Genomic DNA, 14,581 nt, shown 5'->3' on the forward strand with positions numbered 1-14,581 from the left:
TCTTAGCCATATAAATTTCACTGGCCTCTTAAAGGCATGTTTGCTTATTAAGCCCTGGATATATTCTGAATATATTCTGAATATAACACATAATATTATGAGCCTATCCTGAAACTCAAAATTTGATTTTTGAATTTCGTATGTGGAACAGTCAGTTGAATACCTAATCATTAAACTGATCCTGAAAACTCATAGTGATTTAGAATAAAATAGGTTTTGGGATCGGCTCTTATATATACAAAATATTAATAACGATCCGCATAAATGCAAAAATATCATGGAAATTATGCAAGAAAGCACTTATAGGTATTCCATTATCACTAATACTTATTAGAGAATCTCAAATTAGCTTTTAAAATCTCAAATCTAATTTGATACTCACTTTTTTAAAAGTATCTCCCAAACGAATTCTTATCCTCAACTTTATTTTGCATTTCTGTCAACACCAGTAGTTGATATGCTATGAAACTCAATAGAGAGTAGAGTTTTCTACTCTGATTTCTCACTCTTCTGATATCGAACTTTACTGTACCTTTAATATGTCCATGTATCTTTTCACATTCAGCTCTCTTTTTATACTGATCATCAAAAGTCTCATCTCTGATATTTTGGTTTCTTAGGTACATTCCTACCTGTTCTTTCCTTCCAATTTCATATAGAAATCTGAGTTTGTTTTCCATTGGTGCATGAATATCTCCACCGAGTTTCCACTTTTTATTCACCCAGTGATCGATTCGTTCCTCTTCACCTTCTTGATTGATTACTGCATTTGAAGCGTAGGAAATAATCGGTTTTGCGTTCAGATTATACCAAATATCAGAATGATTGAGGAATGAATCATAACCTCCGTCAGCAGAATAAAATTCCAGATTAGCGTTCATGTTCTTTAGAGCCTCAATATGATCGATAAGTTCTGGAGAGTCACCAGAAAGTCCTTTTGTATGAGTCATGAAAATTGGGTAAGTTCCAACCATTGTAATATGTGCCTTATCCATTTTGCATTCATAATGAGGATTATAATCAGCATGTTTGTCGTATCTTGAAGCTTCAAGTGGAGTGGAATCAATTTTTGCTTCCTTTTCCTGAGAAAGTTTGAGAATTTTCTCACCTATAAGCATCATTATCTCATTGACTCCTTTTTCTCCAAGTCTATACTTCATAAAATGATGAAGGGTTCCACCTGAAGGAAGTTTAATCTGGCCATTTTCATCATAAAAAGAAAGCAGGATAGCTTCTTCTTCTGTTAAGGAAGAAATGGTTTTATCATATGAGAGTTGCCTGAAACACTTCACAACAAACAGTTTTATCATAGAAGAAACACTGTACTTAAAGTGCCAACTTTTGTTGGTGTAAAAAGTACGTTCGACGTGCTTTGCAATATCGTCAATGCAAAGAAAGTACAGGAATTGGCAAATTGAAGTACTTTCTCTGCTCAAATAATTATCGAAGGAGTCCTCGAAGAGGACTCCTTTGTATAACATACTGTTTTTTGACATGAGAAAGGCATAGAAGGTATTGTTTTAAGTTGCCACTACCAAACAGAGACAAGTGCTATCAGAGTTAGTGGAAAAAAGAATAAGTTTTTAAGTCAAAATTCTAATTTGAGAGCCTCTATTATACTTCTCATCGCTACTACCAATTCATTCCTATGCCACCAGGAGAGTAAGGAGCTGGAGGACGTATATGGACGTCTGGTTCAAGTTGATGGAAAGAACATGTGTATAGATATAGCGGGTAGCGGGGATCAGGTAGTTGTGCTCTTAAGCGGTTGGGGTTCCCTGTCTCCTGTCCTTGATCTGCGACCACTTGCTGCAAACTTAGATGATAAGTACACGGTGATAACAGTAGAACACTTTGGATATGGGCTTAGCGATGACACCAACAGTGATCGAAGTGTGGAGAACATTACATACGAATTGCACAGAGCCCTTAAGGAAATTGGCTATAATAATTACACTCTGATGGCACACTCCACATCAGGATTGTACGGATTATACTATGCGAATATGTATCCTAATGAGGTAAAATTCTTTGTCGGAATAGACACCAGTGTAGCGAATGAAGACGACCTGGAAGCATTCATGCAGGAAAGTCTAAGTTATGGAAATACGCTTCGTACATTGAATAATCTTGGAATAATCAGACTTCTCTCTGTAATTGATCCTTCAAGTATAATACCTGAGGTATCTGGGTATCAGCGTTCAGAGTAAGAACAGGAACTTCTGCGAAAGATGTACCTGAACAGACTGCTATCTCAGAACGCTATGAACGAAATGGAAATGTTGGAAGAAAATTGCAACAAGCTCTCAGGTATGAAATTCCCAAATAATGTCCCTGTCCTCTTTTTCATATCCTCAGAAAACGTGGAAACAACACCAGGTTGGAAAGAGAAACACGTAGAGCAGTTCGGCAACAATGGGAAAAACAAACTGATAGTGCTCAATGGATCACACTACCTGTATAATGAGTATGCCCCAAAGATATGTAATACATTTAAAGAATGGGATTCTGCAGAACAGGTTGATCGGAGTTAAGGACAGTATATGAACTAGGACAACATCTGCACCTTTTCCGAAAACGGAAGAGCGTACTCACATCGACTTGAACTTGTTACTATAATTAGAGGAGGACCCGAACAACAGATACAGGATTTGTTGGTTATAAGATGCCTGCTTTGGGATATGAATCGTTGGACTATTACAAGCACAAAACTTAGTATACAGAGTTTAATGAAATAACGAACAATACTGGAATTGTGGGTAAATCAAAAAGGTAAAAACCTGTGATAAAAAGGCTGTATAAAAGGCCCTTAAATTTAGAGAGCCTTTTTGCAGTTCAGGAAATAAGACCTTAATTCAGGAGGAGAGTCCAGACGATAAGGAAGAAATCAACGACTATAAACTCTACGTAGAACCAGTCCTTGAATTTGAACTCTTTTGTATTGATCTTGATTTGAGGATAGAGAAACTTCTGTATGTAATACGTAAGCCCGATGACGATTGTAAGTACAGCATACCAGATCCGATCTTCTCCGGCTCCGTACAGGTGGAAACACAAAATTCCTGCTATTGTGCCAAGTAATGCGGCTACTACTGTCTTTACAACTCCGTCCCTATGCTCCTTTTGTTTTTCCTCAGGCGTCCTTTCCTTGATAAAAGTCTTCTTCTCTGGAGTCTCAATCTTTGCTGCAGGAACTGCTGAAGTAGCCTCTGCTATTTTTGCAGGTTCCTTTCTGGACTTTGACTTCGGATTTTGCTTACTCAACCTGTATACTCTCCTGAACGGCAATTAACATTCCTGGGATGTAGTCGTAGTCAGAATCTAATCTCGGTTAAAAAATTAGACCTGAGTTCTAAGATTTTAATTTGCAGATAAGATATTGATTGTACATAAGATTTTAATTTGCGGATAAGACTTTGATTTGTACATAAGACTTTGATTTGCAGATTTTTTGCGGATAATATATTGATTTATACATAAGATTTTGATTTGCAGATTTGAGATCTCAGATTAAAATCATTGTATTTAAATTATTAGAATCAAATTATATATCAGGTAATTATAATTTTTTGCTGAAATAAGATTCTTGAATTACAATACGGACTTAAATCCTTGGAGTTAGTTTTTGATACAAGGTTCTCGAAATTGAATTGTTAAGATTAATATTAAGACTGGATTTCACAGCTTTAAATAAATTCATTACTTAAAACATTACCGATCTGATCTATAGATATCGAATCAATTCCTATCGAATTTAAATGTTTTGAAAATTTTGAAGGTCTATTCCCTCCTGGGTGATAGACTAGAGTGACTTCAGGAGAAAGTTTTCTGACCATATCTTCAAGCCCGCAAGCATCAAGATGGTCACTTATCCTGATTGTCGGGTAAGGATAATCCATGCGGCAACTTAAAACGTATTTTTTCATGTTCCAGGGCAACTTGTCAAGGTTCCAGGGAGGAACTATGAAAACCCCGTTGCCTTCTCCAGAATCAAGCCCTGCCAGTTCCCCGGCATCCTCAAGCATGCTGCGGGTAAGAGCCCTTGTCCTCGCCTCCATACAGATGACGCCGTCGTATCCAAAGCTTCTTATAAGTTCGACTGCACGCTGAGTCTTTCCAAATTCATATGCTCCAAAAGCTACAGGCCCTTTTTTGAAAAGTGCAGATTTCATGCCCTCAAGGTCATCTGCAAAATGGCAGGAGGGGTCAGCAGGGTCGCCGTAGTTAGCTTCAGTGATAAGGACATCACAGGGAGGAAGGCTACTTGCATCTTTGACGTCGCCTGTAACCAGAATCCTTGTCCCTACATCGTTTTCCCAGTAAAAAGCACTCGCGCCTACGGTATGTTCCGTAGGAAAGGTCTTTACCTTTGTTCCTTTGATGTCAATTTCATCCCCAAGCCTGCACATGCTGCCCGCATATTTTCTGTCGTGCCTGATTTCAAGTGCCATCGCGGTTTTTTCCGTACAAACGGCATTGGGGGATAGCATAGCCGATTTTCCGTTGTGGTCGGAATGGGCATGGGTGATCAGATAAGCATCGGGCTGGGGGCGCTTTCCAACCGTCCTGGTAGTATCAATGGAAAAGGTGCGCAAGTCCCCGGCTTTATCCCTGAACCGAAGAGAGATATGCGGTTTAAATGTCCCGCGAGAATTACGCTGCCTGAGCGCCAGAACACCAAGATCAATTAGTTTTTTAGAAATCACGCAAATCCTTGAGGAAATAATACTTAAGGTATTTAAGGTTAGGGAAAAAATGTAAATTGGTGACGTACTGGTCTTTAAAAATAAGAGAGTGTATAAAAACTTGTTTCCCATTTAGTGTTGACAGCAACTTCCACAGCAACTCTGGGAGTCCCAATTACTCCACAGATTCTAAATCTCTTAAATAAGTAACAAAAGAAGTTAATAAATAAGAAATCCTCTTAAAAAGCGGATTTCAATTATGTTTTCAGGGTTTCCTACTTTCTCTAGGCATAAGCCTTCTCTAGTAGAAGATTTAAGCCGGAGATCAGATCGCGAGAACGCGAAAGTTCAACGCCTTTGCGGTTCAATCTCCAGTGAAACGCCTTGTAGCGTATTTTATCCAGTTCAAATTCAGGCTGTGGATTCCTTAGTTATAATATAAGCGACCATTTCAGGGTTAAGCATATTTTCTCTTGAAATCTTCGCTTCAATATCCTCAGTGGACATACCTTCGGATCTCATTTCCTTTATTTTTTCAGTCACTGAGGTCGGAATCGTGTAATACTCGTTTATATCTTTTCTGTGGCCCCAGACGTCGCCTTCAATGAGTTGGATTCTCTGCATCTCAAGGAACATTTCTATGGATTTTGAAACTGTAGCCATATAGGATTTTGGCAACTGAATTACCTCAATTTTTGGGCAGGTCTCAACCAGACCCAAAACGTCCTTGTTCGATGGCCTGAAAGCCAGGTGAACAATGCGCTCATTTGGGTTAAGTGTAAAGATTTCTTCTCTTGAGCTAACCACTCGGATCTTCATGTTTTTCTCATCTCACCTTAAATTTTTTTACGTTTTTACATTGATAGTATTAGGATATACTGACTATAAATATTTATCCCATTAAACTAACATTATTTAGATAGTATATGAGATTTTCGATTCAAAAAACATTTCTTTAATCAAAATTTTCTAGTTTACTCATATAATTATTTGATGTGAACTTATCCAATTATTGTTACCCTTTTAGAATTTCATAGTTTTTTGGCCAGGAATCTCAGTGACTCACTTTCCGCAGCAAAGTTTTGTATATACATAGTTGTTCTGCTACTGTTTTTAGGTATTAGATGAATTTACTGGTTTTTTATGAAGAAGTTAAAAATAGCTACATTGTTTAATTTAAAAACCAGAAAAACAGCATTAAATCCCATCAATTTTCCATTCAGATTTTATATTATTATAATAAGTTTTAAAAACGTTATAAATATATTAAATTTAAAATAAATATTGAAGAATACAGGCAATAAGACTTTTTCCATTTCAAAGATACAGAAAAAGTCAAATAAACAGATAAAAACGGATATGGAAAAAGATAGCCCCAGGTTTCTGGAACCTCGGGCGGTCTTGTCAGAAAAACTGAGGGTCAGAGGATCTTATCGAGTTCCGATGCCAGTACACTACCCTGGGTAACCCCCATGAAGCGCTTTACTTCAGCCCCATCTTTCTGGATAATCAGCGTTGGGACAGCATGTATGCCGTATTTGGAAGCCATTTCCTGGTTTTCATCCACATCGACAACTTTGAACTCAACTTTATCCCCGTACTTTTTCTCAAGCTCTTCAAGAATTGGTTTTTGCATCCTGCAAGGTCCACACCATGTTGCGGAAAAGTCCAATAACATTGGTTTCATAAAATCACCTTTATATTTTGAAATGTCTGAGAATTTCTCCATTTTTATTTAATCCATTCCGGGAAGCATACAGAAGAGTCGTACACACACTGTCTCAAGGGCCTGTACGACAAAGCTGCCGGAAACCCAATCCTGACGATAGGCGACATGAAAGCTGGATTTACCAAATACAGGGTCGGGACTCAATAATTGTATATTATCTTCGATGATGTGAAATAATTTTTCATATATTAAATTATTTCTTCCTGCTTCATCCTTTTCTCTACCGAGAATAAATCCACAGGATCTACCCTGGAATCTCCAGGTAAATTATTTCCATATCGAAGTGCAATAGTCTTATATTGCTCGCTGCATTTATATTTCTATCGTGTATAATTCCACAAAAAGGATTGAGATCGATACTATCCATTGAAACTAAATTGGATAGAATTGAAATAATCGCAAATATTATATTATTTTATACTATTCTGATAATGGTTTGAAAGTGCTAGTTTGTAAGTGTTTTTTTCCATACCAGAGGGCTCTATATTCCAGTCAGAAGATAAAGCTGCTCACAAAACATCATTTATTGCTTGCGCAAGTTTGTAGTTTTTTGGATTCGATTCATAATACTTCGTTTTTGTAGCCGGTCTAGTTGGGCAGAAACTAAAATCGGTAGTTTGCCAAACGTAAGTAAATCTATTCTATCATCAAAGGTTTACCAATTTTTTAAAATTATTGATAATAAGAAAGAATTATTCTATTGTTATTATATAAAATATAATTATATTTATGTTTATGCCCATGTAAGTTGAGGTCGAATATTTTCACTCAAATAAAAGGGAAAAAAATTAATCATTTCGAAAAATAGCTGGCGTGGGTGTATTACAGGATTGAGGAGGCTAAAGTTGAATTTGATCAGATGGTTGCATTCTGATCTTAATAAGTTCATCTTCTCCAGTATGCAGCGCAAGTGCTAAAAACGTAGAAAGGAAATCGTAAAACTATGGAGGCAAATATAATGGGAGGATATCCATTCTTTAAACACAGGTTCGATGGCCGTGGCGGTTGTGGTGGTTATGGCGGCTGTGGTGGTTATGGCGGCTGTGGCGGCTATGGGGGATTTGGCGGCTGTGGCTTTGGTGGCCGGTTTGGTGGCCGGTTTGGTTGTGACGACAGATTTAAAGGTCGTCGATGCGGGCACCGAAGGTACTGTTAAGGGATCATGACTGTAGCTGTCAATAATGACGCCGAGTGTGAAATAATTAGTGTGAAATAATTATGAAATAATTATTGAGTATGAAAGGAAAAAGCATAATAACCATCTTTTCACGGCGTGATGAATAAGTCACCGAAACTTGTTTTTCTTGAACAGATGACTACTAATTTTTCTTTTTTGGGATATACTTATTATTAGAAAGCTATTGCAGGCTCTCCAATGTAAATTCCTGAAGGAATGAGATCTGTACTTTGTACTACGTTTATTAGTTTTACGTAATAATTCCTGTACAAAGATCAGATAACTCTAAAAAACTTTCAGTTTATTGAAGAGTACTTAAAAAGAAAAAATTCCCTATTATCAGGGAACCCATTAAGGAATCATACATTTTTCTCGCAGTTTTTATCCTTGGGCCTACCTTTTATTATGTTGCCGAAGTACATACAGCCTTCCATTGGGATCGTTGGCATATCAGGTGACTCATTTATCATGTTTACAGGAGCACCACGGATAAGCACGCACGGCACACTTTCCCCGGCTTCTCCCATAAGGAGTTCGGCGGCCGAGACAAGGTTATCTGCTACAGCCTTGTATGTAATACGGAGAGGCCTTCCGTAGATATCGTCAGTTCCCCGCGCATCTTCCACAGGTACAAAGCCTGAAACTCCAAGTGCAATTCCCGAGCAGCCAAGCCTGAGAGGCTGGGTCCTGCTGTCTCCTATAATTACCCCTAACTTGCATGAGTAACGCTTCTCAAGCCGGCTCCTGATAATCTCGGAACTTTTTCGTGGGTCTTCCGGGAGCAGGACTACATTGCCTTCAGGGGCATTGGAAGCGTCGATCCCTGCATTCGGAGCCAGAACACCTTTTGTAATTGTAAGGGCAGCTCCGGGCACACCCCCAAAAATCTCATCGCATTCCTGAAGCACGAGTTCCATTTCCCTGGGATCGATCCCGTACTGTTCCCCAAGCACCTTTGCCTTTTCGCCCGGAGTCACGCTTGCAAGCCTGACGATTCTTCTTTCCGCAGTACCAACTGCAGATTCTGCAAGTACGAAAATATCCCCGTCAATGGGGACAAGCCCTGCTTCCTCCAGAGCCTTATCTAAAATCTTTACGATATCATCCCCTTCCCTTATAATAGGGGTCTTAATCCCAAACATCTGGATGGAAGTATTTTCTGAACTCATACTCTGCTGCCTTTAGAAGTTAATGACTAGATTGGTTTGCTGAATCTAAAATAAATGCAAAATCAAATCGTAAAATGCCGGAAGATATTGATAAATGTATCCGACGGCTCCCAAAAAGATGTAAGAAGGTATTCTCAAAGATGTAAAAAGATATTCTAAAAATGTGAAGAAGTATTCAAAAAGATGTGAGATAATGTTCAGAGGATGAGAAGATAATGTCCAAAAGATGAGAAGATATCCAGATAAAGTGCTCGATAAGAATAAAAGCCCGAGGGAAATACAGGAAGTAAAAAACCTTATCGCTAAAAAAGAGTTTTCCGGGATAGAAAGAGTGATTTTTGCCTATCAAAAAATTATTTCCCGGAAATTCCAGCCATAGAAAGTAGTCTCGCGGTATTTTTATGAGAGCCTATAGGCATAATATGAACCCCTCTTGAGAGTTTCATAAGCTCCTTTATAGTCTCTGAAGCTATTGAAAGACCTTCTTCGACAGGATCAGGTGCATCTTTTATACGAAGCATAATTTCTTCAGGCACATGAATTCCTGAAATATTCTTGTTCATGAATTCAGCCATACCCAGAGATTTTAGAGGAATCAAGCCTGCAATTACGGGCACTTCAAGGTGGCCTATAGCTTCCGTAAACTCCTCAAACATGCCTACATCATAGACTGCCTGAGTCTGGATAAAGTCAGCTCCACACCTGACTTTTTTTTCAAGCTTTATGAGTTGCAAAGGTTTTTCAGGGTCTATACCAGAAACCGCACCTGTACAGAAAGAGGTCCCTCCGTTTAGCTGGTTTCCTGCAAAATTAATGCCTGAGTCAAGCTTTCTTATAAGTTGCAGGAGCTGTACTGAATCAAGATCGTATACAGGTTTTGAACCTGGGTGATCTCCACAAGAAGGAAAATCTCCTGTCATCACACAGATGTTTCTGATACCCAGAGCATACGCTCCGAGAAGATCAGACTGAAGTCCTATCCTGTTCCTGTCCCGGCAGGTGAGCTGCATAATAGGCTCGTGCCCATCATCAAGCAGAAGCTTGCTAAAAGCTAGAGAGCTCATGTGCATAATTGAGCACTGATTGTCCGTAACATTTATAGCATCTGCAATACCTTTGAGCTGGCGAGCATCTTCTAGGGAAACTGAGAATTTTGTGCCCTTAGGAGGGGAGACTTCAGCAGTAACCAGAAATTTGCTGGAATTCAGTTTTTCACGAAAATTAAAGAGCATTGGGTAGAATATTAGGAATGAAATTATTTAAAACCATGCTCCTGGATAGTGCATCAGTCGGTTAATATTATTTCCAAAACCTTTAATCTGTATCATCCCAGGGTTAATATTATTTCCAAAACCTTTAATCCGTATCATCCCGTTTTTGCATAGTCCAGTGAGGTTTGCAGTTCAGTGAGATTATTGCAGATATGAATTAATGCCCAAATATATGCATTTTAAGCACCGGTAAAAAATCTGATTAAAATATTAAATAAAAACTGTAAATGAGTTTAGTCAACTCTATGCTCCTGAGGGGCATGAACTGTGTAAAGGAGATCAAGCCTATTGATTTTTTTCAACCTATTATAAATCAAAGTCCATACACAGTCGTTCTCTCTGTTGACTTCACACATCCCGTCAATAGCTCCTCCACAGGGCCCGTTTAGAAGTCCTTTTGGGCACCGTGATTTGGGACAGATCCCTCCGAATTCACCAATTGTGCATTTTCCACACATCGCACACTGGTCTAAAAGCAGCTTGCCTTCGCTTGAACCTCCCAGAGAAAGCGTATCATTTGAGCCGAACACAGGCACCTCCGTAACACCGGCAACCGTTGAAACTCCACTACCGCAGCCCATAACCAGAATACAGCGTGCCTCAGTTATTTTTTCATTTTTCTGGACCAGGGAGTCAAAAGACCGGACGCTGCAGGCTGCTGTGGGGAGAGCCCAGCCTACTACATGCTTTCCGTTTTTCTCAAGCTGCCTGATCATCTCAAGCACTTCGGGTTCTCCACCGGTCTTCAGTTTTGCAGCGCAGACATTGCATCCGATAATAAATATGTCATCTTCGTCCTGTAACAGGGCCAGGATTTCTTCAAGGGGTTTTGCTGAAGTTATAATCATAACTACCTCAAATATCGATATTCCAGATCGCTCCGCTTTGCAATGCATTCGCGGATCATTTCGGCAATAAGTGGTAGGGAGCGCGCCTGCCCTTCAAGTTTCCTGGCAAGGCGTCCAAGCTGAAGCAGAGTGCCCATTACAAGCACATCAGTCATCTCTGTTTCGTGGGAAACTGCATTCCTTGTCAAGGCTGCATCCCCTCCTCGGGAAAGTATCTCCTGTTTTATTATCAAAGCCTCTGTGGTCGTAAGATTACGAATTTTCAGCATAAGATGGATACTTTTATTCTGCATTATCTTTGAGCCTGTTGTGGTAACTCCAAGTTTTCGCATTGCAATGGCTGCATCCTGTGGTGTCTTTACCTCGACCACAGAGACCTCATAATTGCCCTCTTTTACTATACTTGGCCTGCTCCTTATAGCTCCTGAAAACTTTACAACATCAACGGTCTCAGGTACATCATGCGTACGGACGATATGGGCACCTTTGTAGACTGCAATAGATGTTGCAGCCAGGCTGCCATAGAGCCTTTCAGTTGCAGGTTTTCCAAGTACGTCTCCTATGAAAGATTTTCTTGAGAGAGCTGCTAACAACGGTTTTTCAAAAATTTTAAGGCGCTCAAAATCATCAAGAGTTTCAAAGTCATAGATGGGAAGTTTTTCTTCGATCCATCTGCCAGATGCAGGGTCAAGTATAAGTTTTTCCGGATTTATGCCGCCTGCTTCAGCGGCCTGTATAATAGAATCAAGAGATTCGATAATAGCATCCATTCCGAGGGGATCACCCGGTACTTTATTTGAGGCCATGACAACAGCAGGACATCCATAATCTGCCACTACTTCAATCATTCTGGGGTCTGCTGTAAAACCGGAAACATCATTTATGATATCAGCTCCCCTTTTGAGAGCTTCTTCTGCGATTTCAGAAAACATTGTATCTACGGAAATCACAGCATCCACATTGCCTTCCAGTGCTTCTAGAACTGGCAAAATACGTTCAAGTTCCTGTTTCCTGCTAATAGGCTCGGCGTGTAACCAGGTTGAACGGGCTCCAATGTCCAGAAAGGTTGCTCCTTCCTCAACCATTTTTTGAGCTGTCTCAAGCGCGGAATCCGGGCTTACAACCGAATCTCCGTAAAAGGACTCAGGACTAAAGTTAATAATACCCATAACATGTGCAGGGTATTGATCTCCTATTTTTATACCACATATTTCAGTATCAACAACCATTTTTGACAACCAGGATCTATAAGTTTCAATTAAAATAACGCTAGCTAACGCTTAATAGACATTGGTAAATAGATACTAAGGAAGCCGGCTTTACAGAGCTATCTCTCTGTCGGAAATTTCAACGATATGTCTTTAAATCGCGAAAATAGAGTTTATTCCGCTTTTACTACATTCCGTGAAAAATCTTTATATTCCGTCCGCAGAGGCTTCCAAACAGGGAGAGTTTGTTTATCGATTATTATCAGGATTTGACAAATAATCACTATAATCATATATTAATTAATACATATAAACTGATTTTATCAGGTATACTTGTTTAAGGCATGTTTAAGACGCGTTAAAGCAGGTTTCAAGCCTTTCTGTAAGCCCTATTTTGCCGACTGAACACTATTTTAGTAATTAAATTATAAATTTAAACTCAATAATTATTTTGATTATTGTTGGCAGTAAACGTCATTGTGATATTATAAGCTTCAATAATACATAAAAATATTGATGTGTAAGAGTAATCTGGTACAATTAGGAAAGCAGTGTTGTATGTTAAGTGAACTACCACTCCCTGAATCCTTCGCCTCACGGCTCAGTTTCGAGGAAGAAGGCTTTTTGGTTCATTCCTTTTTCTTTTGAGAATAAGTCCCAAACCCTTCCCAGCGTTCCGCAGGTGTCAGATAAATATATGATTTAGATTTAGATTTTGATCTGGATTTTGATCTTGAAATAAGAATTTCTTGATATTGATTGCAGCATTAACGTCCTTATCATGTTTTGTTTTACAATTAGAGCATTCCCATTCTCTAGCATAAAGAGTCAGATTAGAGTTATAATATCCACAAACGTTACAAAGTTTAGAAGATGATTCAAATCTTCATAGAAGGATAACTTTAACTTCTCCAATATATTCATTATTTGTAGATAATTCTGTTTTAACTGATTACAAACCAGAAAGGAATCCATGCGTCTTCGGTTAAGTGAAAAATCGTGATAAATTGTCTTCGGTTCCATAACAGTTGTCAAATATTCCAATAAATTGTGGGGTGGGACATGATATCAATTTCGTGTAGAGGACAAAATTGATGAGTATACAAGAAAATTATTTAAATAAAGTAGTATAACTTATTTTATTGACTCTTTAGTTAAGTTTTGGGTCGGGGGATCTTTATGAAAATAAGAGTTATCAGTTCAAGAAATGAAATTCTGTCACTGAATCCAAATGAAAAGGTCGTTCACTTTGCATTCAGGCCATCAAATAAAGATATTTTTCTGCTTGTTGAGACCTGTCCGAAACTGGAGGTAATCCAGCTTCCAAAATCATACATAAGGACAGTTTCAAGAGCTATAGAGATGTTTCTGGAAATGCAAAAGGTTCAGTTCATTGAAGGAGATGTATGGGGACACAGGAAAGACATTAATGAGTATTATACTGTCCCCTCATCCATAATATCAAAAATAAGAAGCATGAAAGCTGAAGGCATTCCCAGTGAAAAAATTGCGGAAAAAGTAGCGCATGAAAGCAAACTTGGTCCTGGAATGGTTTCTTACATTCTGAACAAAAAAGATTTGGAATAAAAACGAGTCTCTGCCCGAGTTCCGCAAGCCTTTCTTAAAAACTGCTTGCTTGCAAGTCTTTTTAGGAAGGGTTTGACCGAAAAACCCCTCGTAAAGGCGTGATCAACCGAATCAACGGTTGTAGCACAACCTTTTTCAAAAAAGGCTTGTCTGCAAATATTTTCAAAAAAGATTTGATCGAAAACACGGTAACGTTTGAGTTTGAGGATCTTATCCCCAAACCCTATCTGCGTGATCAACCGGCGCAACGGTTGCGGCACAACAGTTGTGCTCAATAGGACTAGCTCAAGTTCAGATTGACATGACATATTCTCAAACAAGACTATATATAATCTACGGCACAAAAATTTAAAATTAAAGCTGGTTTTTCTTTGCATTTCGAGTTTTCAAGAAAAGTTTTTACTATATATACTTATGTAGGCAAATTTAATCTCTAGTCTGACTACCAATTTCTTATTATTGTTAACTATTCTTGAGGAATAAATAAGGTCGCATCCCTGCCTTTTCAAAGGCGGGTTAGACCGTCAACTTCAACAGAACTACAAATTTAAAATTTTTATATTTTAAAAGATTAAAACAATTTTATTCAGGCGCATACACAATAACAGTAAGTTCCCATCCTTCGAACTCTTTAATTGATTACACCAGTATAGACAGAGTTGGATAATTTATAGATAAATAAGTCTATATTTATTGGTTATTAACTTAAATAAAACTTTTATATATTAATATTGAATAATATTTTCTGTTATACTTATTTTTGAATATTGGTTAAGACATATACTCAAATAAAGAATTTATGGCCAAATCATTAAACAGTATAAATACTGGAAAGTAATCCAGACTCAAAATCCTCTTGAAAATTGCATTGTTAGAGAGAGTGGACATAAAACTTATAAGGAGTTAA

Annotated in this window: 14 protein-coding genes and 1 pseudogene; 4 read left to right on the forward strand and 11 right to left on the reverse strand. The window is 38.4% G+C overall.

Features of this window, described 5'->3' with window-relative positions; translation table 11 throughout:
- Positions 1 to 386: 386 nt before the first annotated feature.
- A complete protein-coding gene (locus tag MSBRM_RS06780; protein ID WP_048155135.1) occupies positions 387 to 1,496 on the reverse strand; it encodes a transposase in 1,110 nt (369 codons plus the stop codon).
- A 219-nt stretch (positions 1,497 to 1,715) separates the two neighbouring features.
- Between MSBRM_RS06780 and MSBRM_RS06785 the strand changes: the two genes are divergently transcribed.
- Both MSBRM_RS06785 and MSBRM_RS06790 read left to right on the forward strand, forming a co-directional pair.
- The gene (locus MSBRM_RS06785) at positions 1,716 to 2,210 is read left to right on the forward strand and encodes an alpha/beta fold hydrolase (RefSeq protein WP_048118593.1); all 495 of its coding nucleotides are present in this window, start codon (positions 1,716 to 1,718) and stop codon (positions 2,208 to 2,210) included.
- A 54-nt stretch (positions 2,211 to 2,264) separates the two neighbouring features.
- Complete coding sequence (locus MSBRM_RS06790; protein WP_141706330.1) at positions 2,265 to 2,534, forward strand: hypothetical protein; 270 nt, start codon at positions 2,265 to 2,267, stop codon at positions 2,532 to 2,534.
- 316 nt (positions 2,535 to 2,850) lie between these two features.
- On the opposite strand, the gene MSBRM_RS06795 is transcribed toward MSBRM_RS06790, so the two are convergent.
- From MSBRM_RS06795 to trxA, 4 genes are all read right to left on the reverse strand, one after another.
- On the reverse strand, positions 2,851 to 3,264 hold the full coding sequence (locus MSBRM_RS06795) for an EMC6-like membrane protein (protein ID WP_230629217.1): 414 nt from the start codon (positions 3,262 to 3,264) through the stop codon (positions 2,851 to 2,853).
- Positions 3,265 to 3,686: 422 nt separating this feature from the next.
- Entirely contained in the window at positions 3,687 to 4,706 is a 1,020-nt protein-coding gene (locus tag MSBRM_RS06800; protein ID WP_048118584.1) for an MBL fold metallo-hydrolase, read from the reverse strand.
- Positions 4,707 to 5,096: 390 nt separating this feature from the next.
- The gene (locus MSBRM_RS06805) at positions 5,097 to 5,504 is read right to left on the reverse strand and encodes a DUF1699 family protein (protein WP_048118581.1); all 408 of its coding nucleotides are present in this window, start codon (positions 5,502 to 5,504) and stop codon (positions 5,097 to 5,099) included.
- A 601-nt stretch (positions 5,505 to 6,105) separates the two neighbouring features.
- Positions 6,106 to 6,372 carry a thioredoxin gene (gene trxA, locus MSBRM_RS06810; RefSeq protein WP_048122991.1) on the reverse strand — a complete coding sequence of 89 codons (267 nt, stop codon included), beginning with the start codon at positions 6,370 to 6,372 and terminating at the stop codon, positions 6,106 to 6,108.
- Positions 6,373 to 7,357: 985 nt separating this feature from the next.
- Between trxA and MSBRM_RS19280 the strand changes: the two genes are divergently transcribed.
- Complete coding sequence (locus MSBRM_RS19280) at positions 7,358 to 7,570, forward strand: hypothetical protein (RefSeq protein WP_080941486.1); 213 nt, start codon at positions 7,358 to 7,360, stop codon at positions 7,568 to 7,570.
- 380 nt (positions 7,571 to 7,950) lie between these two features.
- Here MSBRM_RS19280 and cofE read toward each other — a convergent pair whose 3' ends face one another.
- The 5 genes and pseudogenes from cofE to MSBRM_RS19285 form a co-directional block, all read right to left on the reverse strand.
- A complete protein-coding gene (cofE, locus tag MSBRM_RS06815; RefSeq protein WP_048118578.1) occupies positions 7,951 to 8,760 on the reverse strand; it encodes a coenzyme F420-0:L-glutamate ligase in 810 nt (269 codons plus the stop codon).
- Between the two features lie 353 nt (positions 8,761 to 9,113).
- Positions 9,114 to 9,992 (reverse strand): methylenetetrahydrofolate reductase, encoded by an 879-nt coding sequence (locus MSBRM_RS06820; RefSeq protein ID WP_048118575.1) that lies wholly within the window; start codon positions 9,990 to 9,992, stop codon positions 9,114 to 9,116.
- Between the two features lie 272 nt (positions 9,993 to 10,264).
- The gene (locus MSBRM_RS06825) at positions 10,265 to 10,879 is read right to left on the reverse strand and encodes a methylenetetrahydrofolate reductase C-terminal domain-containing protein (RefSeq protein ID WP_048118573.1); all 615 of its coding nucleotides are present in this window, start codon (positions 10,877 to 10,879) and stop codon (positions 10,265 to 10,267) included.
- A gap of 2 nt (positions 10,880 to 10,881) precedes the next feature.
- Positions 10,882 to 12,108 carry a dihydropteroate synthase gene (gene folP, locus MSBRM_RS06830; protein WP_048118569.1) on the reverse strand — a complete coding sequence of 409 codons (1,227 nt, stop codon included), beginning with the start codon at positions 12,106 to 12,108 and terminating at the stop codon, positions 10,882 to 10,884.
- Positions 12,109 to 12,772: 664 nt separating this feature from the next.
- A pseudogene (locus MSBRM_RS19285) lies at positions 12,773 to 12,973 on the reverse strand (zinc ribbon domain-containing protein); the annotation flags it as partial.
- A 293-nt stretch (positions 12,974 to 13,266) separates the two neighbouring features.
- Here MSBRM_RS19285 and MSBRM_RS06835 point away from each other — a divergent pair.
- On the forward strand, positions 13,267 to 13,674 hold the full coding sequence (locus MSBRM_RS06835) for a DUF1699 family protein (RefSeq protein ID WP_048118568.1): 408 nt from the start codon (positions 13,267 to 13,269) through the stop codon (positions 13,672 to 13,674).
- On the opposite strand, the gene MSBRM_RS20780 is transcribed toward MSBRM_RS06835, so the two are convergent.
- Entirely contained in the window at positions 13,644 to 13,982 is a 339-nt protein-coding gene (locus MSBRM_RS20780) for a hypothetical protein (RefSeq protein WP_141706331.1), read from the reverse strand. The genes MSBRM_RS06835 and MSBRM_RS20780 overlap by 31 nt on opposite strands.
- Positions 13,983 to 14,581: the final 599 nt, after the last annotated feature.

Source organism: Methanosarcina barkeri MS, assembly GCF_000970025.1.
GTDB lineage: Archaea > Halobacteriota > Methanosarcinia > Methanosarcinales > Methanosarcinaceae > Methanosarcina > Methanosarcina barkeri.

Excerpts from the sequence above, each read along its gene's own strand:
- MSBRM_RS06780 (WP_048155135.1), bottom strand. The coding sequence starts at position 1,496 with ATGTCAAAAAACAGTATGTTATACAAAGGAGTCCTCTTCGAGGACTCC.
- MSBRM_RS06785 (WP_048118593.1), top strand. The coding sequence starts at position 1,716 with ATGTGTATAGATATAGCGGGTAGCGGGGATCAGGTAGTTGTGCTCTTA.
- MSBRM_RS06790 (WP_141706330.1), top strand. The coding sequence starts at position 2,265 with ATGAACGAAATGGAAATGTTGGAAGAAAATTGCAACAAGCTCTCAGGT.
- MSBRM_RS06805 (WP_048118581.1), bottom strand. The coding sequence starts at position 5,504 with ATGAAGATCCGAGTGGTTAGCTCAAGAGAAGAAATCTTTACACTTAAC.
- trxA (WP_048122991.1), bottom strand. The coding sequence starts at position 6,372 with ATGAAACCAATGTTATTGGACTTTTCCGCAACATGGTGTGGACCTTGC.
- MSBRM_RS19280 (WP_080941486.1), top strand. The coding sequence starts at position 7,358 with ATGGAGGCAAATATAATGGGAGGATATCCATTCTTTAAACACAGGTTC.
- cofE (WP_048118578.1), bottom strand. The coding sequence starts at position 8,760 with ATGAGTTCAGAAAATACTTCCATCCAGATGTTTGGGATTAAGACCCCT.
- MSBRM_RS06820 (WP_048118575.1), bottom strand. The coding sequence starts at position 9,992 with ATGCTCTTTAATTTTCGTGAAAAACTGAATTCCAGCAAATTTCTGGTT.
- MSBRM_RS06825 (WP_048118573.1), bottom strand. The coding sequence starts at position 10,879 with ATGATTATAACTTCAGCAAAACCCCTTGAAGAAATCCTGGCCCTGTTA.
- folP (WP_048118569.1), bottom strand. The coding sequence starts at position 12,108 with ATGGTTGTTGATACTGAAATATGTGGTATAAAAATAGGAGATCAATAC.
- MSBRM_RS06835 (WP_048118568.1), top strand. The coding sequence starts at position 13,267 with ATGAAAATAAGAGTTATCAGTTCAAGAAATGAAATTCTGTCACTGAAT.
- MSBRM_RS20780 (WP_141706331.1), bottom strand. The coding sequence starts at position 13,982 with ATGTCATGTCAATCTGAACTTGAGCTAGTCCTATTGAGCACAACTGTT.